Annotated in this window: 21 protein-coding genes; 10 read left to right on the top strand and 11 right to left on the bottom strand. The window is 71.6% G+C overall.

Annotation, left to right across the window (positions count from 1 at the left end):
- Nucleotides 1-140 precede the first annotated feature (140 nt).
- Nucleotides 141-1,085, top strand: coding sequence for a MurR/RpiR family transcriptional regulator (locus INP57_RS02030; protein WP_200068253.1), 945 nt, complete (start codon nt 141-143; stop codon nt 1,083-1,085).
- Complete coding sequence (gene murQ / locus INP57_RS02025) at nt 1,082-2,002, top strand: N-acetylmuramic acid 6-phosphate etherase (RefSeq protein ID WP_200068252.1); 921 nt, start codon at nt 1,082-1,084, stop codon at nt 2,000-2,002. The genes INP57_RS02030 and murQ overlap by 4 nt, the downstream gene beginning before the upstream one ends.
- A 69-nt stretch (nt 2,003-2,071) precedes the next feature.
- Here murQ and INP57_RS02020 read toward each other — a convergent pair whose 3' ends face one another.
- Both INP57_RS02020 and INP57_RS02015 read right to left on the bottom strand, forming a co-directional pair.
- Nucleotides 2,072-3,007, bottom strand: coding sequence for a nucleoside hydrolase (locus tag INP57_RS02020; protein ID WP_200068251.1), 936 nt, complete (start codon nt 3,005-3,007; stop codon nt 2,072-2,074).
- A gap of 134 nt (nt 3,008-3,141) precedes the next feature.
- Complete coding sequence (locus INP57_RS02015; RefSeq protein WP_200068250.1) at nt 3,142-3,897, bottom strand: Fic family protein; 756 nt, start codon at nt 3,895-3,897, stop codon at nt 3,142-3,144.
- Between the two features lie 216 nt (nt 3,898-4,113).
- Between INP57_RS02015 and INP57_RS02010 the strand changes: the two genes are divergently transcribed.
- The 4 genes from INP57_RS02010 to INP57_RS01995 all read left to right on the top strand — a co-directional run bounded on the left by INP57_RS02010 (nt 4,114) and on the right by INP57_RS01995 (nt 9,019).
- Nucleotides 4,114-4,551: a hypothetical protein gene (locus INP57_RS02010; protein WP_200068249.1), complete on the top strand. Its 438-nt coding sequence runs from the start codon at nt 4,114-4,116 to the stop codon at nt 4,549-4,551.
- 495 nt (nt 4,552-5,046) lie between these two features.
- Nucleotides 5,047-7,029: an acetate--CoA ligase gene (gene acs / locus INP57_RS02005; protein WP_200068248.1), complete on the top strand. Its 1,983-nt coding sequence runs from the start codon at nt 5,047-5,049 to the stop codon at nt 7,027-7,029.
- A 153-nt stretch (nt 7,030-7,182) separates the two neighbouring features.
- Nucleotides 7,183-8,400 (top strand): Na+/H+ antiporter NhaA, encoded by a 1,218-nt coding sequence (nhaA, locus tag INP57_RS02000; protein ID WP_200068247.1) that lies wholly within the window; start codon nt 7,183-7,185, stop codon nt 8,398-8,400.
- A gap of 112 nt (nt 8,401-8,512) precedes the next feature.
- Nucleotides 8,513-9,019: a phage holin family protein gene (locus INP57_RS01995; protein ID WP_200068246.1), complete on the top strand. Its 507-nt coding sequence runs from the start codon at nt 8,513-8,515 to the stop codon at nt 9,017-9,019.
- Nucleotides 9,020-9,150: 131 nt separating this feature from the next.
- Here the strand turns inward: INP57_RS01995 and INP57_RS01990 are convergent, their stop codons facing one another.
- The 4 genes from INP57_RS01990 to nth all read right to left on the bottom strand — a co-directional run bounded on the left by INP57_RS01990 (nt 9,151) and on the right by nth (nt 12,502).
- Nucleotides 9,151-10,338, bottom strand: a complete 1,188-nt coding sequence (locus tag INP57_RS01990) for a MarP family serine protease (protein ID WP_200068245.1) — start codon at nt 10,336-10,338, stop codon at nt 9,151-9,153.
- Between the two features lie 78 nt (nt 10,339-10,416).
- The gene (locus INP57_RS01985; protein WP_200068244.1) at nt 10,417-11,112 is read right to left on the bottom strand and encodes an NUDIX hydrolase; all 696 of its coding nucleotides are present in this window, start codon (nt 11,110-11,112) and stop codon (nt 10,417-10,419) included.
- The gene (locus INP57_RS01980) at nt 11,109-11,768 is read right to left on the bottom strand and encodes a TlpA family protein disulfide reductase (protein WP_307849855.1); all 660 of its coding nucleotides are present in this window, start codon (nt 11,766-11,768) and stop codon (nt 11,109-11,111) included. The genes INP57_RS01985 and INP57_RS01980 overlap by 4 nt, the downstream gene beginning before the upstream one ends.
- Entirely contained in the window at nt 11,765-12,502 is a 738-nt protein-coding gene (gene nth / locus INP57_RS01975) for an endonuclease III (RefSeq protein ID WP_200068682.1), read from the bottom strand. Before nth ends, INP57_RS01980 begins: the two co-directional genes overlap by 4 nt.
- A 301-nt stretch (nt 12,503-12,803) precedes the next feature.
- Between nth and INP57_RS01970 the strand changes: the two genes are divergently transcribed.
- From INP57_RS01970 to INP57_RS01960, 3 genes are all read left to right on the top strand, one after another.
- Entirely contained in the window at nt 12,804-13,058 is a 255-nt protein-coding gene (locus tag INP57_RS01970; RefSeq protein ID WP_200068243.1) for a hypothetical protein, read from the top strand.
- A 95-nt stretch (nt 13,059-13,153) separates the two neighbouring features.
- Nucleotides 13,154-13,828 (top strand): Crp/Fnr family transcriptional regulator, encoded by a 675-nt coding sequence (locus INP57_RS01965; RefSeq protein WP_200068242.1) that lies wholly within the window; start codon nt 13,154-13,156, stop codon nt 13,826-13,828.
- Nucleotides 13,829-14,434: 606 nt separating this feature from the next.
- Nucleotides 14,435-15,658 carry an MFS transporter gene (locus tag INP57_RS01960; protein ID WP_200068241.1) on the top strand — a complete coding sequence of 408 codons (1,224 nt, stop codon included), beginning with the start codon at nt 14,435-14,437 and terminating at the stop codon, nt 15,656-15,658.
- A gap of 1 nt (nt 15,659) precedes the next feature.
- Here INP57_RS01960 and INP57_RS01955 read toward each other — a convergent pair whose 3' ends face one another.
- The 3 genes from INP57_RS01955 to INP57_RS29965 form a co-directional block, all read right to left on the bottom strand.
- A complete protein-coding gene (locus INP57_RS01955) occupies nt 15,660-16,448 on the bottom strand; it encodes an MBL fold metallo-hydrolase (protein WP_200068240.1) in 789 nt (262 codons plus the stop codon).
- Nucleotides 16,445-17,281, bottom strand: a complete 837-nt coding sequence (locus INP57_RS01950; RefSeq protein WP_200068239.1) for an NUDIX hydrolase — start codon at nt 17,279-17,281, stop codon at nt 16,445-16,447. Before INP57_RS01950 ends, INP57_RS01955 begins: the two co-directional genes overlap by 4 nt.
- A 386-nt stretch (nt 17,282-17,667) precedes the next feature.
- Nucleotides 17,668-17,796 carry a hypothetical protein gene (locus INP57_RS29965; RefSeq protein WP_255520707.1) on the bottom strand — a complete coding sequence of 43 codons (129 nt, stop codon included), beginning with the start codon at nt 17,794-17,796 and terminating at the stop codon, nt 17,668-17,670.
- 481 nt (nt 17,797-18,277) lie between these two features.
- On the opposite strand from INP57_RS29965, the gene INP57_RS01945 reads away from it, so the two are divergent.
- Nucleotides 18,278-19,168: a Gfo/Idh/MocA family protein gene (locus tag INP57_RS01945; protein ID WP_200068238.1), complete on the top strand. Its 891-nt coding sequence runs from the start codon at nt 18,278-18,280 to the stop codon at nt 19,166-19,168.
- 41 nt (nt 19,169-19,209) lie between these two features.
- Here INP57_RS01945 and INP57_RS29295 read toward each other — a convergent pair whose 3' ends face one another.
- Both INP57_RS29295 and INP57_RS01935 read right to left on the bottom strand, forming a co-directional pair.
- Complete coding sequence (locus tag INP57_RS29295; protein WP_307849854.1) at nt 19,210-20,670, bottom strand: hypothetical protein; 1,461 nt, start codon at nt 20,668-20,670, stop codon at nt 19,210-19,212.
- A gap of 2 nt (nt 20,671-20,672) precedes the next feature.
- Entirely contained in the window at nt 20,673-21,281 is a 609-nt protein-coding gene (locus tag INP57_RS01935; protein WP_200068237.1) for a hypothetical protein, read from the bottom strand.
- Nucleotides 21,282-21,423: the final 142 nt, after the last annotated feature.

Raw genomic sequence — 21,423 nt, 5'->3', positions numbered from 1 at the left:
ACCGCCGCACGGTGCAACCCGATTCCCGGTGCGAACCGTCCTGTCCACGGCGGGCGCGGCCCGCCGGCCCCGCCCGAACCTCGGCCGACCCGGAGACACCCGCATTGACCTGCACAGATCGCGGTTAGTAAGTTTCCCACATGGCCGTTGACGACAGCTCGTCCGAAGCCGGGGACGGCAGTCCCCTCGTGCGGATCCGCTCGCTGCTCCCGGGGCTGGCCAGAGCCGAGCAGCGGGTCGCGGGCATCGTGCTCGCCGATCCCGCCTCCATCGCCCGGCGCAGCATCACCGAGGTCGCCGAAGCGGCGGGCACCAGCGAAACCACCGTCACCCGGTTCTGCAAGGCGATCGGCGTCGGCGGGTATCCCGACCTGCGCATCGCGCTGGCCGCGGACACCGCCCGCACCTCCGAACGCGACCGCGACCTCGGCGGCGACATCGAACCGGACGACGACCTGGCGCAGATCATCGAGAAGGTCGCCTACGCGGACGCGAAAGCCGTCGAGGAAACCGCCGGACAGCTCGACGCCGAAGCGCTCGCCGCGGTCGTCGACGCCGTCGCGCGGGCCCGCCGGATCGACGTCTACGGCGTCGGCGCCAGCGCCTTCGTCGCGCTCGACCTGCAGCAGAAGCTGCACCGCATCGGCCTGACCTGCTTCGCGTGGTCGGACACGCACACCGCGCTGACCTCGGCGGCGCTGCTGCGCGACGGCGACGTGGCCATCGGCATCTCGCACACCGGAGCCACCTCCGAGACGGTGGAGGCGTTGCGGGAGGCCGGGCGGCACGGGGCGGTCACCGCCGCGCTGACCAACTTCAGCCGTTCGCCGATCACCGAGATCGCCGGGAACGTGCTGACCACGGCGGTGCGCGAGACGACCTACCGCTCCGGGGCGATGGCGAGCAGGCTCGGCCAGCTCACCGTGATCGACTGCCTGTTCATCGGGGTGGCGCAACGGCACATCGACGACACGAAGGCAGCGCTGGAAGCCACCTACGCGGCCGTCGACGGGCACCGGCTCGGTGCCCGCCCGGATCGCCGCAGGCATCCGGACCGGCCCAGGAACGAGGAGGACGCTGGATGACCCGCGATCCGCAGCCGCCCGCGCGGGTGAACGCCCCGACGGAACGGACCAACGAGCGCACCAGGGACATCGACCTGCTGCCGACGCTGGACATCCTGCACGTGCTCAACGCCGAGGACCGCACCGTTCCGGAGGCGGTCGGCCGGGCGCTGCCGGAGCTGGCCCGCGCGGTGGACCTGGCGGTGACCGCGCTGCGCTCCGGCGGACGGGTGCACTACGTGGGCGCGGGCACCTCCGGGAGGCTCGCGGTGCTCGACGCCGCCGAGCTGATCCCGACCTACAACGTGCCCGCGGACTGGGTGGTGGCGCACCAGGCCGGTGGCAGCGGCGCCTTCCAGAAAGCCGTGGAGAACGCCGAGGACGACACCGATTCCGGTGCCGCGCTGGTCGATTCGCAGGTCACCGGTTCGGACTTCGTGCTCGGGCTGACCGCCTCCGGCCGCACGCCGTACGTCATGGGAGCGCTGCAGGCGGCCCGGCGGGCCGGGGCGGGCACGGCGCTGATGTCGGCGAACCCGGAGTCGGCGGGCAACGCCCCGGCGGACGTGGTGATCGCGGTGGACACCGGGCCGGAACCGATCGCGGGCTCCACCCGGATGAAGGCGGGCACCGCGCAGAAGCTGGTGCTGACCTCGTTCTCCACCGCGGTGATGATCCGGATGGGCCGCACCTACTCGAACCTCATGGTCAGCATGCTGGCCACGAACGCGAAGCTGCGCGGCCGGACCGTGGCGATCCTGCGCGAGGCCACCGACGCGTCCGAGCAGGAGTGCGCTCGCGCGCTCGGCGACGCGGGCGGTGACTTGAAGACGGCGCTGGTGCACTTGCTGACCGGCTCCGACGTGGAGCGGTCCGCGGCGGCGCTGGCGGTCTCGGACGGCCGGGTGCGGGACGCGCTGCGCTCGCTGACGCGCTGAGCCGAAGCTCTGAGCGAACGGACCGGGCGAACGGACCGTCTGACCAATCTGGCCGGACGAACAGTCCGTTCACTCCGGTAGTTCGGCGGCGACCCGCTCGAAGGCGGTGAGCACGCGGTTCCAGAAGGCTCCGGTGTCGAGCACCGTCGCCACGTCCGCGTTGCAGCGCTCGGCGGGCGCGTCGAAGTCGGTCACCGTCATGCCCGAGGTGAACCGGCCGTGCGTCTCCACGTCCACCCGCGCGGGCACGGTGCTCAGCAACCCCGGATCGAGCACGTGCGCGACGGCGCAGGCGTCGTGGACCGCGGGACCTTCGGCGCGGTACTGCCGGTGCTGTGCGTAGAAGTCCAGGATCGGCGAAAGCAGTTCCGCCTCGAGCCGCCCGAGCGCACCGAACCGCTCGCGCACTTCGGCGGTGGCGCGGGCCTGCGCGGTCAGGTCCAGCCCGACCATGGTGGTGCGCCAGCCCGCGTCGAACGCGACGGCCGCGGCCTCCGGGTCGGCGAGCACGTTGAACTCCGCCGCCGGGTTGCGGTTCCCGCGGGTGTAGGAGCCGCCCATGACGACGAACTCGCGCGCCCACTCGACGATCCTGGGCTCCTTGCGCACCGCCAGCGCGATGTTGGTCAGCGGACCGATCGCGACCAGCGAGATCTCGCCGGGCGCGGCGGCCAGCTCGTCGACTATTCGATCCACGGCGTGGCCGTCGATCGCCCGTGCCGTGGCCGCGGGCAGCACCACGCCCCCGAGCCCGTTGCCGCCGTGCACGTCGCCGGCCGTCAGCGCTTCGCGAACGAGCGGGCGGCCCGCGCCGGCCGCGATCGGCACGTCCATCCCGTAGAAGTCCGCCAGGCACAGGGCGTTGTTCGTGGTGTGCGGCAGGCCGACGTTGCCCGCCACGGTGGTCACGCCGACGACGTCCAGTTCCGGGCTGCCGTGCGCGAGCGCCAGCGCCAGCGCGTCGTCGATGCCCGGATCGCAGTCGATCAGGACCTTCTTCGGCATTTCGCTCCCGTCGGTTCTTCGGGGTCGGTGCGCGCGTCGGTCGACCAGCGGTTCCGTCGCGGTGCGGATGCACGCTTCCGGACGCGTGTGCGGTCAGCGGCTGCCGCGGCGGAGCCGCTCGAAGCCGGCCCTCATCAGGACTCCACGGCGTCGGCGATGGACTTCGCCTCCCGCGCGCCGGTTTCCAGCGCGGTGCAGCAGTGCACGATCCACTTCGCGACGCCGTCCGGCTCTCCGGAGGCGAAACCTTCGGCGGCCGCGACGTAGTCGGGCTGCCGCCGGAAGTAGGCGACCTCCGGCACCACCAGCCCCTTCGGGTCCAGCCCGCTGCCGATCATGCTCAGCCGCGCCGCCGCGCGCGCCACGATGCCGTCGACCTCGCCGAACGCGGACAGCGCGAGCAGCTCGCCGTGCACCACGGCGGCCTGCACCGGACCGGGCACGAGCCCCTGCGACTTGCCGCCCGCGTCCGCGACGATCTGCGCGAGCAGGTCCAGCCGCGCGGAGACCGCCGGGTCCTCCCGCGGGCGGCCCAGCCGTTCCTGATCGTCCGCCAGGTCCGCGGCGGCCAGCACGTGCAGCCGTGCGAGGGCTTGCATCGGGGCGCGCTGCCAGGTCGGCAGCAGCGGCCCGAGCGCTTCGGCGACCCGCAGCGAACCGGCCAGCAGCGGATCGGTGACCTCGCCGCTGTCCGGGATCTCGGCCGCCCCGCCCGCGACCGCCGCCGAAGCGCGGGCCGCGCGCACCGAGGCCTCCGCGCTGGTGGCGGGCCAGCCGCGGCGGTTCGCCGGGTGCTCGTGGATCTCGTCGATGGCCGCCCGCGCGGCGGTCACGGCGTCCTGCACGCCGGGCAGCTCCAGCAGGGGGAGCAACGACTCTTGCGCGTTCACGCCGCCGGACGCTACCCGGTCGGCCGCGGCCGGAGCGCACAACCCGGACCGGGCAAGGGCACCACAAGCACCGCTCGGGATCGAAAACGGCGCGTGCGGGAAATCCCTCAGCAGCAAATCCGCGGCAACGAATTTGGGCCCGACGATGAACCTCCGACGCAGCCGGGCGTCCACCGGACGGAAAACGAAATGCGCATCCCATCCAAGGAGACAACAATGCGCGGCCTCGCCATCGCCGGTTCCATTCTCGCCGCCGGCATTTCCCTGTCCGCCTGCACCGGAATGGTGGACTCCGGAAGTACGAGCATGGCTGCTTCGGCGTCCGGCTCGCACCAGGGCGAAGCGAACCAGATCCCCGGACCGACGAAGAACGACATCGACCAGGGCGGGACCCAAGGCCCCGACGGCGGCTTCTGGGAGGTCTACGCCCGCCAGAGCGACGAGGGATTCGCGGGCGCCGAGGAATCCATGAACACCATCAACGCCTACTTCAACACCGACCCGGCGGAGTTGGTGGGCGCCGACAAGTACGCCAAGGACGTCTACCAGGGCTTCGACTGCCACCTGAGCACCGTGCAGGAAACCGGCGCCCAGGCCGTCGACTGCTTCGACGACCAGAACATCTCGATCATCGCCACGACGCAGGCGGGCTGACCCGCAGCCCCGATCCGTCCGGACGGGTTCCGAGAACCCCGCCCCGGGACACCCCGGCAGCGGGAACACGTTCACCGCGCGCGGCCGATTCCGAACCCGCCCGCGGTGTTTCCGGGAATTGCCCGCGACCAACAGCAGCGGGATGCGCGCGGGACGGGTCCGCGCCGCTGACGCGCGGCGAACGGGCGAGCGAGTCGCCGTGGACCGGAAACCGTCGGCAGGCGAACCGATACCGGAAGGCACCCTCCCGGCTGGTGCCTTCCGGTTTCCTGCACGATCCGGTCTCGATAGGCCCATCGCACCCGGAACGCAACGGACAAGTGGATGCAACTTTCGTCACAGCGCACTGCGATGCACGGACGGTAAGCTGCTGATCTCATCGCGTCCGCCACCAGATCGGCCGGACCCGCCCGCGAACCCCTGTCGGCGTGAGCCGGATCGCACTACGGTCTACCCGACACGAAAGGCGCCCCTTGAGCTGGGAGGTTCCCCGCGATGAGTCAGCCCGACGGGCAAAGCAACACCCTGGACAACCTGCTCACCGAGAGCAGGACCTTCCCCCCGCCGCAGGAGTTCGCCGCCGCGGCCAACGCCACGTCGGAGATGTACGACCAGGCCGCGGCCGACCGCGAAGGCTTCTGGGCGAAACAGGCCGAGCACCTGCACTGGGACACCGAGTGGTCGCAGGTGCTGGATTGGTCCGACGCACCGTTCGCGAAGTGGTTCGTCGGCGGCAAGCTCAACGTCGCCTACAACTGCGTGGACCGGCACGTCGACGAGGGCAACGGCGACCGGGTCGCGATCCATTGGGAAGGTGAACCCGGCGACAGCCGCCGGATCACCTACGCGGAGCTGCAGCGCGAGGTCTCCCGCACCGCAAACGCGCTGTCCGAGCTCGGCGTCGGCACCGGTGACCGGGTCGCGATCTACCTGCCGATGCTGCCCGAGGCCGTGTTCTCGATGCTGGCCTGCGCGCGGCTCGGCGCCCTGCACAGCGTCGTGTTCGGCGGCTTCTCCGCCGAGGCGCTGCGCTCCCGGATCAACGACGCGCAGGCGAAGGTCGTCATCACCTGCGACGGCCAGTACCGCCGCGGCAAGGCCGCCCCGCTGAAGGCCAACGTGGACGAGGCCGTGGAGGGCACGCCGAGCATCGAGCACGTGCTCGTGGTCCAGCGCACTGAGTCCGAGGTGCAGTGGGACGACAGCCGGGACAAGTGGTGGCACGACGTGGTCCCCCGGCAGTCCGACAACCACAGCCCGCAGGCGTTCGACTCCGAGCACCCGCTGTTCATCCTCTACACCTCGGGCACCACCGGGAACCCGAAGGGCATCCTGCACACCTCCGGCGGCTACCTCACGCAGGCCGCCTACACGCACCGCAACGTGTTCGACCTGAAGCCGGAGTCGGACGTGTACTGGTGCACCGCCGACATCGGCTGGGTCACCGGGCACACCTACATCGTGTACGGCCCGCTGGCCAACGGCGCTTCGCAGGTGATCTACGAGGGCACCCCGAACACGCCGCACGAGGGCAGGCACTGGGAGATCGTGCAGAAGTACGGCGTTTCGCTGTACTACACGGCGCCGACCACGATCCGCACCTTCATGAAGTGGGGCTCGGAGTTCCCCGCCAAGTACGACCTCTCGACGCTGCGGGTGCTGGGCTCGGTCGGCGAGCCGATCAACCCGGAGGCGTGGATGTGGTACCGCGAGCACATCGGCGGCGGCACCGCGCCGATCGTGGACACCTGGTGGCAGACCGAGACCGGCGCGATCATGATCTCGCCGCTGCCCGGGGTGACCGCCACCAAGCCCGGTTCGGCGCAGGTACCGCTGCCCGGCATCTCGGCGAAGGTGGTCGACGAGTCCGGCGCGGACGTCGGCCCCGGCGGCGGTGGGCTGCTGGTGCTGGACCAGCCGTGGCCGTCGATGCTGCGCGGCATCTGGGGCGATGACCAGCGGTTCAAGGACACCTACTGGTCGAAGTTCGCCGACCTCGGCTACTACTTCGCGGGTGACGGGGCGAAGTACGACGAGGACGGCGACCTCTGGCTGCTGGGCCGGGTGGACGACGTCATGAACGTCTCCGGGCACCGCATCTCCACGACCGAGGTGGAGTCCGCGCTGGTGTCGCACCCGACGGTGGCCGAGGCCGCGGTGGTCGGCGCCAAGGACGCCACGACCGGCGAGGGCATCGTCGCGTTCGTGATCCTGCGCGGCAACGCCGCGGACGAAGCCGGTGGCGAGGCCGCGATGCAGGCGCTGCGCGACCACGTCACCCGCGAGATCGGGCCGATCGCCAAGCCCCGGCAGATCATGGTCGTGCAGGAGCTGCCGAAGACCCGCTCCGGCAAGATCATGCGCAGGCTGCTGCGGGACGTCGCGGAGAACCGGGAGGTCGGCGACGTGTCCACGCTGGCCGACTCCTCGGTGATGGACCAGATCTCGAAGGGCATCAGCAAGTCCGCGGAGGAGTGATCCGCTGACCCGAGTGCAGGCCCCTTCGCGACCGAGGGGGCCTGCACTCTGCGGTCGGCCGCGAGCTGAAGTGCTGCTGTTAGGGTCTTGCCAGGGTGTGCCGGGAAGTCTGGTCGGCGTGGTGTGACCGCGTACGTCCAGGAGGCCCGGCCGATGACCGAACCCGACAACGACCAGTCGCCCCGCGGACGCGTCCGGGCCAGGGCGTTCGACTTCGGGGAGTACCTGCGGACCGAGACGGTCGGCGGCATGGTGCTGCTGGCGGCGACCGCCATCGCGCTGATCGCGGCGAACTCGCCTGCCGGCGGGCTCTACCAGGCGGTGCGCGACTTCCAGCTCGGGCCGCAGGCGCTGCACCTGGACCTGAGCATCGGCGAGTGGGCCAAGGACGGCCTGCTGGCGATCTTCTTCTTCGTCGCGGGCCTGGAGCTCAAACGCGAACTGGTCGTCGGCGAACTCGCCGACCGCAAGCGGGCGCTGCTGCCGGTGCTGGCCGCGCTGGGCGGCATGATCGTGCCCGCGGTGCTCGCCTTCGCGATCGGGCACGGCGCCCCCGGCGCCGGACAGGCGTGGGCGATCCCGGTGGCCACCGACATCGCGTTCGCGCTCGGGGTGCTGTCGCTGACCGGGTCGGGGATGCCGACGGCCGCGCGGGTGTTCCTGCTCAGCCTCGCCGTGGTGGACGACCTCGGGGCGATCGTCGTGATCGCGGTGCTGTTCACGCAGGGATTGAACCTGCTGGCGCTGCTGGCGGCCGTCGTGCTGTGCGCGGCCTACTGGTTCGCCCAGCACAAGCGGATCAGTACCGCCTACCTCTACGTCCCGCTGGCGCTGGCCACGTGGATCGCGGTGCACAGCAGCGGCATCCACGCCACGATCGCCGGTGTCGCGCTCGGCCTGCTGACCCGCGTCAAGCGCGACCCGGACGAGGACGCCTCGCCGTCGATGCGGCTGGAGCACCGGCTGCAGCCCTGGTCGGCCGGGCTGGTGGTGCCGGTGTTCGCGTTCTTCGCCGCCGGGGTTCCGGTGGACGCCGCAGCGCTCGGCGAGATGTTCCAGGACCGGGTCGCGGTCGCGGTGATGGCCGGACTGTTCGTCGGGAAGTTCATCGGCATCCTCGGCACCTCGTTCGCCGCGGTGAAACTGGGCCTTGCCGCCTCCCCGACCGGCGTGACCTGGCGGGACATGGCGGCGCTGGCGATGCTCGGCGGGGTCGGCTTCACGGTGAGCCTGCTGATCGCCGAACTCTCGCTGGCCGGTGACGCCGCCGAACGCGCCAAGGCCGCCGTGCTGCTCGCCTCCGCCCTCGCCTCCCTCGCCGCATCGGCGATGCTGCTGCGCCGCCGCGGCACGCGGCGAGACGGCGCCTAAGAGGTCGCGCCGAGCGATCACCTCGGCAAATCGAGCTCACCGACGAGCCGAGATCACCCGCCGGTAACACCGAGCGAGTCTCGCTCGGTTGCCGGTCGGGCCACGTGGCACGATGGCGGGCGTGAACGCCCAGAAGAACCAGCAAGGCAGCAGCGACAGCGCCGCGGCGTCGGCCGTCACGTCCCTCCCGCTGTCCGAGGAGGGCACCGGCGCGGGCGGCGAGCAGTCCGTCGGCACGCTCGTGCGGGACGCGACGACGCACTTGTCGACCCTGGTGCGCGGCGAGATCGAACTCGCCAAGACCGAAATCACCGGTGAGGTCAAGAAGGGCGTCAAGGGCAGCGTCTTCTTCATCCTCGCGCTGGCCGTGCTCGCGTTCAGCATGTTCTTCCTGTTCTTCACGCTCGCCGAAGGGCTGCACGCGCTCGGGATCTGGCGGTGGGCGTCGTTCGGGATCACCTTCCTGCTGATGCTGCTGGTGGCCGGCGTGTTCGGGCTGCTCGGCTACCGGCGGGTGCGCAAGATCCGGGCACCGAAGCGCACCATCGCCACGCTCAAGGACACCAAGCAGCTGGCGCAGCGACGCGGCCAATCCGAGGAACAAGCCATCGAAAGCTAGCCGCTGTTCGGGAAGTGGTCCGGGTCCGCGGGCACCGCAAGCCGTGACTCCGCTCGCTGAACTGAACCCGGCCGCAGCCGACGAAACCGCCCGGTCCCGCACGTGGACCGGGCGGTTTTTCGCGCCCGGGCTCAGCCCGCGGTGCACTCCCCCGTGGACACCGGGGTGTTCAGCGCGGAGGCTTGCGCGACCTCGTCGGACACCTCGTCGGCGGTCAGCGCGAACCCGGTGTCCGGGTCGTCCACGGCCGCGCCGAACACGACGCCGACGACGTCGCCCTCCGCGTCGATCAGCGGACCGCCCGAGTTCCCGCTCTGCACCTTCCCGCGCACCGTGTACACGTCGCGGACCACGGTGTTGCCGTCGTAGATGTCCGGGCCGCGCAGGTTGATCCGCTCGCGCACCCGGCCTGCGGCGGCCGTGTACGGCCCGTCCAGCGGGTAGCCGAGCGCGATCGCGTTGCCGCCGGGCGGCACCTCGGAGCGGTCCAACGGCATCGCGTCCGCGTCCAGGTCCGGCACCGACAGCACCGCAACGTCCGTGGACGGGTCGAACAGCACCACTTCCGCGTCGAACTGGCCGCGGCCGACCTCGATCGACACCCGGTCGGTGCCCGCGACGACGTGCGCGTTGGTCATCACCCGGTGCGGCGCGACCACGAAACCGGTGCCCTCCAGCGCCCGCGCGCACGAGGACGCGCGGCCGCGGACCTTCACCACGCTGGTCTGCGCGTTGCGCACCACGTCGCTGGAGGCCAGCGCCGGGTCCGGCGGATCGATCGCGGCCACCGGGGTCTGCGAGAACGGTTCCAGCGCGTCCGGGAAGCCGCTGACCCCGAGCATCCGGCGCAGCTCGTCCGGCAACGACTTCACCGCCGCCGGCATCACCGAATCCACCGTGCGCAGCACCGAGGACCGGGTGATCGACGAAGCCAGCCCCGGCATCGCCGAAGCGGACGTGAACGGCAGCGCCACCAGCCACGCCACCACGAACACGGCCGCGCACTGCAGCACCGCGCCGAGCACGTTGTCCACGCCGGTCAGCTTCGCCGAGGTGATCCGGTCGCGCAGCTCCCGCCCGGCCCACATGCCGAACGTCTCGCCGAAGGCCACCAGCAGCACCACGATGCCCACGCCGAACCCGACCCGGGCCGGTTGGCTGTCCAGCCGCTCCAGCAGCAGCGGCGCCACCCGCAACCCCACGATCGCCCCGACGAACACGCCGAGGAACGAGAACAGGGCCGTGACCAGGCCGTTGCGCGCGCCGGACACGGCGGCCAGCAACGCCAGCGCCACCACCAGCAGATCGACCCAGTTCACCGAGCTCCCTTCGACGGCCGCCGCCCGCGGCGATCCGAGCGATCACTCAACCCGACCGGAACCGGCATCAGCAAGCCGTCACGAACCGAACCCGGCGTCATCGGCCTCCTCAGCGGCCCGCCACGCCTCGTCCAGGCCCAGCACGTCGTCGCCGTTCCACCGGCGCGACCAGCCGGCCAAGTCCAGCACGCCGGACAGCAGCGCACCGGTGAAGCCCCACACCAGCATCCCGGGCACCAGGAAGGCCGGGCTCGGGTGGCGGCTGCTCAACCGCACGTTGATCCGGTTCGCCGGGTCGACCAGCCACGAGATCGGCACCCGCGCCACCGCCCGGGTCTCGCCCGGGTCGACCGGGGCCACCGGCGACGGTTCGCGCCAGTGCGCCAGCACCGGCGTCACCCGGAAACCGCTGTGCGCGACGTGCAGCTCCGGCAGCGTGCCCAGCGTCCGCACACCCCCCGGGAGCACGCCCACTTCTTCCTGCGCTTCCCGCAGTGCCGCACCGGTCGGGCCGTCGTCGTCCGGATCGATCGAACCTCCGGGGAAGGCGACCTGCCCCGGGTGCGAGTTCAACCCGTCGGCGCGGCGGATCAGCAGCACGTCCGGGCCGGTGCCCGCCTGCTCGCCGAACAGGATCAGCACCGCCGCCGGGCGGGCGCTGCGCGGCGGGCGCCCGTGCGGCCAGCCGAAATGGCCCTGGTCGACTTCGGCGGTGCGCCGGACCAGCGGGCGCAGCCAATCCGGCGCGCCGTCGAGGGCGACCTGCTCCGTCACGACTGCCCTCCCAAGGTGCGGCTGACCGCGGCTCGGACCTCGTCGGCCGAGCCGAACACCCCCGGATCGACGCGGCGCACTTCGCCGGAAGCGGTGAGCACGAAGCTGGCGGGCAGCACGTTCGGCACCCGCAGCGCCGAGCGGAGCCCGCCGCCGGCGTCGTGCACGGCGGGGAACCGGACCCCGAGGTCCCGCAGCAGCTGCAACCCGCCTGCCTCGTCGCTGAGCACCTGCACGCCGAGCACCGGCACCGAACCGGGCCGCTGCGAATACTCCTGCAGCGCGGGCAGCTCGGTGCGGCACGGACCGCACCACGTCGCCCACACGTTGATCAGCACCGGCCTGCCCGCGACCGCCGCGCCGACATCGATCGGAGCCCCGTCGGCCATGCACGTCCCGGTGATGCCCGCGAGCTGCGCCGGACCGCCCGGTCGCGGCTGCGGGCACGGCTGCATGCCGGTGCGCAGCGCCGGATCGACCGGGGGCGGGGCCGGGGCGCCCGGAGCCGGCTGCGGGCTCACGGTTCCACCGGAGTCCCGGCCGGCGAGCTGGGCGCCCGGCAACAGCGCGACCACGGCGAGCCCGGCCAGCACGAGCACCACGATCGTCCACTGGATCTCGGTGCGGAACTCGCGCAGCTGCCGCCAGCGGCTCACCTGTCCGGCTCCTCGGCCGCGGCGCGCTCGATCGTCGCCGCGCCCAGCTCCCCGGCCACCCCGGCCAGTTCCAGCAGCCGCGGCGCCTCCGGGCCGCGCACCAGCTTCGCCGCTGCCTGCGGTTCCTCCGGTCCCGCGCCGAACGCCGGGCAGTCCTTGGCCAGCAGGCACGCCCCGCACGCCGGTTTCCGCGAGTGGCACACGCGGCGGCCGTGGAAGATCACGTAGTGCGAGAGCATCGTCCATTCCTTGCGCGGAATGAGCTCGCCGACCGCGTGCTCGACCTTGACCGGGTCCTCCTCCGCGGTCCACTGCCAGCGCCGCACCAGCCGGCCGAAGTGCGTGTCCACCGTGATGCCGGGGACGTCGAAGGCGTTGCCGAGGATGACGTTGGCGGTCTTGCGGCCGATGCCCGGCAGCTTGACCAGGTCCTCCAGCCGCGCGGGCAGCTGCCCGTCGTGCCGCTCGACGAGCGCGGCGCCCATGCCCATCAGCGAATTCGCCTTGTTCCGGTAGAAGCCGGTGGAGCGGATCATCTCCTCCAGCTCGGCGCGCTCGGCTCCCGCGTAGTCGGCGGCCGTGCGGTAGCGCGCGAACAGCGCGGGCGTGACCTCGTTGACCCGCTTGTCGGTGCACTGGGCGGACAGCACGGTCGCCACCGCCAGTTCCAGCGGCGTCTCGAAGTCCAGCTCGCAGTGCGCCTCCGGATAGGCCTCGGCCAGCGCGCGCAGCATCCTGCGGGCGCGCCGGACCAGGCCGGTCCGCGTCTCCGCGGCCCGTGACCTGCGCCGGGCCGGTGCCTTGCGGGTGCCGTCCCGGCCATTCGGCGAAGTGGCACCGGACCCGGTCGGCTGCGCTGAGGAAGATCGACCCCGGCCCCGCGCTGCGGTGGCCGACGCGTTCGAGCGGTCTTGAGCTGGCTCCGGCACCCCACCAGGGTACGGACCCGGTCGACACCCCGGTCCGGCCCCGAGCGGCGGTGACCCACCCCCGGTTGCACCTGGCTCGAAGGCATGAGCGAGGATTCGGAGCATCATGACTGCCTGGTTCGTTGTCGTCGTACCGCTAGTGATCATGTTCTTCACGCTGTTCATGGAGCGCGTGGAGGCGAGACTGCGGCACGTCGCGGTGCAGGAGAACGAGGTCGAAGAGCTGCTGGAGAACGCCCGGCCGGACGAGGTGCGGGCGCTGTTCCGGCAGGGAATTGGACGTGCGCTGGAGCTGTTCCAGCTACGCAGGGTGGGACGCGCAGGCAGACTGCGGACTCGCCGTTCCCGTGACCGGTCTTAGACTTGACGGGTAGTGATCGGCGGCAAGGCCGGTGACCGCAACGGGACGCGGGGCCGCGACGAACAAGCCGCCGCGTCTCAGCATGGAGGGACGAGGTGGACGAGACCCTATCCAGGGCCGGCATTTTCCAGGGAGTGGAACCGGCCGCTGCGGAGGCATTGACCCAGTCGCTGGAACCGTCGGAGTTCCCGCGCGGACACGTGATCTTCGCCGAGGGCGAGCCGGGTGATCGGCTCTACATCATTCAATCCGGCAAGGTGAAGCTCGGCCGCAAGTCGCCGGACGGGCGGGAGAACCTGCTGGCGATCATGGGGCCGTCGGACATGTTCGGCGAGCTGTCCATCTTCGACCCGGGTCCGCGGACTTCCACCGCCACGACGGTGACCGAGGTCCGCGCGCTGACGATGGACCGCGGCGCGCTGCGCCAGTGGATCGGCACCCGGCCCGAGATCGCCGAGCAGCTGCTGCGCGTCATCGCGCGCAGACTGCGCCGGACCAACGGCATGCTGGCCGACCTGATCTTCACCGACGTGCCGGGCCGGGTCGCCAAGGCGCTGCTGCAGCTCGCGCAGCGCTTCGGCAGCCAGGAAGCCGGGCTGCTGCGGGTCACGCACGACCTCACGCAGGAGGAGATCGCGCAGTACGTCGGGGCTTCGCGGGAGACCGTGAACAAGGCGCTGGCGGACTTCGCGCACCGCGGCTGGCTGCGGCTGGAGGGCAAGAGCGTGCTCATCCTCGATCCGGAACGGCTGGCGCGCCGCGCCCGCTGACCTCCGCGGCACACAACGCGCGCCGCCTGACGGGTTCGCTGGTATTCGGACCCCTCAGTCGGCGCGCGTTTTCGTGTGCGCTGGTGTGCCGACGACATCTTCGTACCGGAGTACGGTCGCCGACTGTACGGGGCAGGTTGCCTGACACCGGCTCGCAGACGCGGTGTTGGGGCCGAACATGCGAAGAGACCGGGCGTCGCCCCCGACGCGACGCTCCGGCCTCTTCGCTGCGCGGCTCGTCCCCCGACCAACCACGCTTTCCCCGAACCTCCGAAGTGTCGGCCCCGAACCCGGCATCGGAGGTGGTCTGTGCTCTTGTGGCAGTTACCCGCCGTGCGGGCTCGTGCACCGGGCGCCTGCCCGGGCTCAACGATGGGCGTCGCCCAGCGCCGGTTTCAAGGCCCTTCACTCTCTAGGACGTTGCAGCGGCGCGAGACGTTGCACGGTCCCAGCAGATTTTTCGGCTTTTCCCGCTGTCCTGCTTGCACGAGTGTGCCCCGGGATTACGGGCGAGCACCGGGCACAACGTCCTGACCTCGGAGGGTGTGCGGGAGCACGGCGAAAATGACTGGTACTCACGTACCAGCATGACCAATAATGGTACGCATGTCCCACTCGGTGTCCCTGGCCGACTACCGCGTCGCGCTGAGCACGCCGCGCGCCACCGCTCCCGTGTTGACGTCCCTGCTGGGGCGGCTGCCCATCGCGATGATCGGGCTGGCGCTGATGCTGTACGTGCAGCGCGAGACCGGCAGCTTCGCGGCCGCAGGACTCGTTTCGGCGGGCGAGCTGATCGGCGTCGCCTGCGGTTCGGTGGTGCAGAGCCGGATCATCGACCGGATCGGCCCGAGCCGCCCGATGGCGGTGATGTCGCTGGTGCTGGCGTTGCTGGTCAGCGCGGAGATCGCGGCGATCGAGCTGGGCGCTCCGGTGGCCGTGCTGACGACGCTGGGGTTCGCGCTCGGGCTCAGCCAGCCGACGGTGGCGCCGGCTTCGCGGGCGCTGTGGACGCGGTTGCTGCCCGCGGGCGCGGTGCGGGACGCCGCCTACTCGTACGAGGCGATCAGCATGGAGGTGTTCTTCATCCTCGGCCCGGGGCTGGCCGGAGTGCTGGTCGCGCTGCCGTGGCCGGGCACCGGGCTGGTCGCGGGCGCCGCGTGCATGATCATCGGCAGTCTCGGGTTCGCCGCGACCCCCGCGGCCCGCGCGCTGCGTCCGGAAGGCGCAGCGCAGGGCAGCCTGCTGGGAGCCATCGCCACGCCGGGGATGCGCACGGTGGCGCTGGCCGCGCTCGGGTTCGGCGTGCTGGTCGGGTTCATCGAGGTCGCGGTACCCGCATCGGCCGAACGCGCCGGTCACCCCTCGGCGGGCGGACTGCTGCTGAGCGTGCTGTCGGTGAGCTCGGTCGTGGTGGGCGTGCTCTACGGGATGCGGCCGTGGCCGCGGCCGATGCACCTGCGGCTGCCCGCGCTGCTGTTCGGTTTCGCGGTGCTGGTCGCCCTGCTGTCGCTGCCGGGGTCGCTGTTGGGGCTGTGCGTGGCGCTGCTGGTGGCGGGCAGTTTGATCACTCCGCAGTCCACCGCGCACTCGGTCGCGCTGGAACTGGCCGCACCCGCGGGCACCGAGACCGAAGCCTTCGGCTGGGTGGTCACGTCGGTGACGCTCGGAGCCGCGGTGGGCCAGTCGACCAGCGGACAACTCGTCGAGCTGTTCGGACCGCCGTCGGCGTTCGCGACGGCAGGCATCGCGGGCGCCGTGCTGGCGGGGGCGCTGTGGCTGCGGCGGCGCACGCTGCTGCCGGCGAGCGCCACCGCGCCCGCTCTGGTGTGAGTCAGCGTTCGCCCTGCTCGGACAGGTAGGTCAGCTGCGCGTCCACGGTCCACTCCGCGGCAGGCCAGACCGACGGGTCCACGTCCGCGTAGACGACCTCCACGACCTCGCGGGCGGTGACCCGGGGTCCGCGCTCATCCACGACCCGCCGCACCTGGTCGAGCCGCTGCGCGCGATGCGCCAGGTAGCCCCGTGCTGCCTCGGCGACGTCCGGCAGGTCCGGGCCGTGGCCGGGCAGCGCGGGCGTCCCTTCCGGCGACCGCGCCAGCTTGCCCAGCGATTCCAGGTACGAGCCGAGGTGCCCGTCCGGCTGCGCCACCACTGTGGTGCCGCGCCCGAGGATGGTGTCGCCGGTGAACACCGCGGTGGCTCCGGCGTGCTCCGCGGCGAAGCACACCGAGTCCTTGGTGTGCCCCGGGGTCGCGAGCACTTCGAGGCGCACTCCGGACTCCTCGATGACCGCGCCGTCGGTGAGCGCCTCCGCGCCCGCGCACAGCTCCGGGTCCAGCGCGCGCACCGGCGCCCCGGTCAGCTCGGCCAATTCCGCGACGCCTTCGGTGTGGTCCGGGTGGTGGTGGCTGAGCAGGATCAGCGAGACCGGGGCGTGCTCGGCGACCCGCCGCAGGTGCCCGGCATCGGCCGGCCCCGGGTCGATGACCACCCGGTTGGCGCCGGTGCCGACCAGCCAGGTGTTGGTGCCGTCCAGCGTCATCGGGCCGGGGTTGTCCGCCAGCAGCACCGAAGCGAACGGTGTCACCGGCCGGAATTCGCCGTAAGCGGGATGGTTCACCGGTCGCTCTCCTCGTCGTAGCCGGGTTCGCCGGGCAGCACCACGCGCCAAGCGCCGTCGCGGTGCACCAGCCGCGGCAGGACCTTCCCGAGCGGTCGTTGCACCGCGAGCGCGGCCTCGACGCCGTCACAAGCACCGATCTCGGACAACGTCACCCAGGTCGGCGGCATGAGCCCGCAGCGACCTCGCCGCCACTGCTCCAGAGCGTCTTCCGGAGTGCTCCAGTAGGCGTGCGCGGCTTCCGTGGTCACCCCGTCCGCACGTTGCCCGTCCGGCATGGCGGCGAGGAAGAACCGCGTGTCGTAGCGCTTCGGCTCGTCGACCGGGGTGACCCAGTTCGCCCACGGGCGCAGCAGGTCCGCGCGCAGCACGAGGCCGGACTCGGCGAGGAAACCGGCCAGGGACAGCTCGCGGGACTCCAGGCGCGGACGGGCTTCGGCGTAGGGGCGGGTGTCCGCGACGACGGTGTCCGGGTCCGGACCCGCCAGCAGCACGCCGGATTCCTCGAAGGTCTCCCGCACCGCCGCGCACACCAGGGCGCGCGCGACCTCCTCGGTGCACTCGAAGCGTTCGGCCCACCACTGCGGCGGCGGGCCGCTCCACGCGATCGAAGCATCGGCGTCCCGCGGGTCGACGCCGCCGCCGGGGAAGACCGTCATCCCGCCCGCGAACGGCATGTTCCGCACCCGGCGCTGCAGGAAGACCTCGGTGCCCTGGTCGCCTTCGCGCAGCAGCACGACCGTCGCGGCGTCCTTCGGCGTCGCGGGCGGATCCGGCGCCGGCGCGGGCACGAATCCGTCCGGCAACGTCATCTCCTCCGGCAGTCGCACCATGCGGACACCTTAAGCCGAGGAACTCTCATGTCCCACCCTCCCGGCCGGGATCACCTCGACCGGAGTTCGGGACATGACCGGCCTTCCGAACGGGCAGCAGCGCATTCCCAGGACGGAAACACCGAGCACCGGCAGTCCGGAGTCCGGTTCGGACGACGCCTGGCGAGACATGCCCTCGAAGCGTTTCGCGCACCAGCGGAAAGCAGCCTCTGGTGATCAGCTTGTGATACCGGCCGGTATGGCCAAGTGGCGGGCACGCCCACTAGGCTGGACAAGCCAGCAGGCTGCGCGGGTCCACCTCGCGGTCGGCTGCAAATTCGGACAACGGTCGGGGCACGCGCGAAGTTGGCGCTTCGCGTGTTTGCGCACCCCGACCGCGTCCTTGTTCAACAGTTGCGCGAGCGCAACCAGCGGGCGATCACCCGCAACATGAAAGCCAGCGGCCTGGCCGCCACCTTGGCGACCAGGTCGTCTTGGCAGCGCAACTCGATCAGCAGCGCCGTGCCATCAGCCACGAACGCAAGCGCATCCAAGATGCCCGGCCATCGACGACCATCGGGCCACCACCTCATTCTCTTCGGCATCACGCTCTCCTTCTCTCCCTGCGTGTTGGAAATTTCCACAAAGCGAGGAAGTTCTCGGCGTCAATCTCTCTCGAAGTCGAACGCGAAGCGTTGATGTCGAACCTTAACAGGGGACTCCGACAGAGTGGCAATCTGGCTGGCCGACCTTGGATCCAGGCACGAGAACCATCTTCAGCGACTGCCAGTAGCCCTATGCCCCACCCGTAAGGTGGAATAATCCTCATTTGGAGCAATGCGCGAAAACGCTTCAAGTTCGGCGGTATGGACCTATACCCGCACCGAAATAGGGACCCGAAAAGTCTCGAAACAAGCGAGCAACCCGGCGGCCACTAAGGCGCGGGACAGCGCTGCCGGCGCCTACCGGCCCGCCCCACGGTCTGCGTGTTGATCGGGGCGCGGGGACCATGGACGGATGAACGAAGCACTGCGGGTCGGCATCGTCGGAGCGGGACCGTGGGCGAAACGCGTCCACGCGCCCGGGCTGCACGCGCACCCCCGGATGCGGCTGACCGCGGTGTGGGCGCGCCGCCCGGACGCGGCGAAAGAACTCGCCCGCCCCTACGACGCGGACGTCGTCGACGGGTTCGACGCGCTGCTGGACGCGGTCGACGCCGTGGCATTCGCAGTGCCGCCCGCGGTGCAGGCCGAACTGGCCGTGCACGCCGCTGACGCGGGCAAACACCTGGTGCTGGAGAAGCCGCTGGCCGCGGACGTGGCGGCTGCCGAAGCAACGGTCCGCGCAGTGGAGCGCAACGGCGTGGCGGCGCTTTTGATGCTGACCCGCCGCTACGCCCCCGAGGTGCGGGACTGGCTGACCGGGCTCGGCAAGCTCGGCGGCTGGAAGGGCGGCACCGCGCAATGGCTGGCCGGTGGGCTGCTCGGCGGTGACTACGCCGGTTCACCGTGGCGGCAAGAACGCGCGGGATCGCTGCTGGACGCCGGACCGCACGCGCTCGACCTGCTGGACGCCGCGCTCGGCAGCATCAACCTGGTGCACTACGCACAACGGGACGCGGGCGATCTGTGGCATCTGGTGCTCGGGCACGCCAGCGGGGCGAACAGCACGCTGGCGCTGTCGCTGCGAGTGCCGGTACAGCCCGCGCTGGTCGAGTTCACGATCTACGGCTCGCAGGGCAAATCGCAGCTCACCGGCGGCCGGACCGCCGCCCGCGAGTGCTACGCGAAACTGCTGGAGGAATGGTTCGGGATGATCTGCTCGGGCCGCACCGGGCACCCGTGCGACGTGCGCCGCGGGCTGCACCTGCAGCGGGTGCTCGACGCCGTGCAGCGGGCCGTCGGCTGAGCGGCCCGCCGACTTACCGACCCGTCAGCTGATCCGCGCGGTCACTCGGAACCGGGACGCTCCCGACCGCTCGACGTGGGCGCACCGATCGACGGGAAACCGCCGGTCGGAGTGCCCGGCATCGTCGCCGTCCAAGCGTCCTGGCCGGAACCGGCGGACTTCCCGCCCGCCGCCACCTGCTCGCCCGCCACTTGCTCGCCCGCGGTTTCCTTGTCCTGCTCGCGCTGCGCCAGTTCCTCGTGCAGCTTGCGCAGCAGGTTGCGTTCCCGGTCGGTCAGCTTCGCGTCGACCGCTGCCGGAACGCGGGTGTTCTTGCCGCCGGTCTGCACCGTCTGCTCGCCCTGCTCGGGCGCGTCGGGCTCCGGTGCCGGAGCCGGTTCCGGCTCGGCGTGCGCCGATTCCGGGTGCGCCTGAGATTCCGGTTGAGCCGACAGGGCCGGTTCGGCGCGCTCGGCCGCGACGGGGTCGGGTTCGGCGCGTTCCCGATCAGCGTGCTCCCGATCAGGGCGTTCCCGATCAGCGTGCTCCCGATCAGGGCGTTCCCGCTCGGCGTGCTCCCGCTCGGTGCGCTCCCAGTCGCCACGTTCCCGACCAGCGCGCTCACCCGCGCGTTCGCGCCCCACCGGCGCCAGGTTCGCCTCGCCCGGATCGAGGTGCGCCGGTTCGGCGTAATCCGGACGTGCCGAGTCGAAGGCTGCGGGCTCCGGAGCCGGGGCCTCGGCCCGTTTTCCCGACCCCGTCGCTGGCTCACTCGGCGCGTCAGCGCCCCCGGCCTTGCTTCCCGCCGTGGCCCGTGGTGCGCGCGCGTGGTTGGAACCGTTCGGCACCGCGATCTGCGAACCCAGGTCCAGGTGCACCCGGCGCGCGTTGGCCAGCGCGTTGCGGTGGTACGGCGGCAGATCCATCCCGCTGTTGAAGACGTCCACCGAGCAGCCCAGACCGGCCCGGCGCACCGCCTCCAGCAGCTGGTAGCCGGCCGCGGCTACCGAACCGTCCGAACCGACCTCGGCGAGCAGCACCCGCCGCGGCACCGCCCCGTAAGTCACCCCGGCCGGAGTCGTGCGCCAGGCGCACCACAGCGCGCGAACCCCGTGCAACCGGCCCGCGATCGGGGCCAGCGCGTCCACCAGCTCGCGGTCCGAGCGGTCCTGGTCGTGCTCGTCGCTGAACCGGTGCCCCTCGTCCGGCACCGCCTCCACCACGTGCAACCGATCCGCCAGCGCCTGCTGCGAACGAGCCTCCTCCAGCGCCCGGCGCAGGTGGTACTGCTCGGTCGAGGTCACCGGGATGCGGCCGGCCAGCAGGCAGCCGGCCAGGAACTCCGCCGCGGCGTCGAGCTGGCCGATGCCGAGCATCTCGCGGACCGAATTGACGGCGTCGTCGTCCACCCGGCCCGTCAAGGCCAGCACGAGGTTGTGCAGGCGTTCCACCGGCCCCGCACCCTCAGCGACGTCCACCACGAAAGCCTCCTTCTGCGCGGTCTTGCCCAGACCTCGGGACACCATCAGCCACGGTGTCCCACCAGTTCGTCGCCGCCCAGGCACACCAGCATCGATTCCGCGAGCGCGGCGCGCTGGTAGGCGGTCGGTTCGAGTTCGGGCGGCAGCACCTCGACGCACGGCTCGGGGTCACCGAGCGCCCGCAGGATGCGCTGCAGTTCACTGGTGAGCTCGACCGGGTCGGTCGATGCGGTCACCAGGAAGATCCGCTTCGAGCGCTGCCCCGGCAGGTGGCGCCACGAGCTGCGCGCCTCGCGCACGCCCTGCCTCCCGCGCAGCGTCGCGCCGAGCACCAGCACCGCGGGGTCGCCCTTGTCGTCGCTGTGCGACTCCGCGCGGAACGTGTAGCGGTCGGGCTCCGCGCCGGGCAGCACCGCGTGCACCGCGGACGGGTCGGCGCCGAGGGGCAGCAGTGCTTCGGCGAGCCTGCGGTGGTCGGCGTCGGACAGCGCGACCCGTTCGCGGACCAGGGTGGCGGGCAGCGAACGCGCGAGGACGTCGCCTGCTCCCCCCGCCAGCCAATCGCGGTAGCGCCACAGATGCCGGTCCGGCAGCCGACCGGCAAGTCGAAGCAGCAACTCGTGGCACAGCAGGTCCGATTCGCGCACCGCCACGTCGCCCCTCTCAGCTTCGTTCGCTCATCACGTGCGGGCGGCCACCCGCACCCCACACGCGAGCGCCCGATCGGGTGAACTCTGCCCCGTCAACCGACGCACGGGCAAACCAGATCGGACACACGCAGGCATCAATACCGCC

Source organism: Saccharopolyspora galaxeae, from assembly GCF_016526145.1.
GTDB classification, from domain to species: domain Bacteria; phylum Actinomycetota; class Actinomycetes; order Mycobacteriales; family Pseudonocardiaceae; genus Saccharopolyspora_C; species Saccharopolyspora_C galaxeae.
Note: the sequence above shows the minus strand (reverse complement) of the source record. Positions and strands in the feature narration are given on the sequence as shown.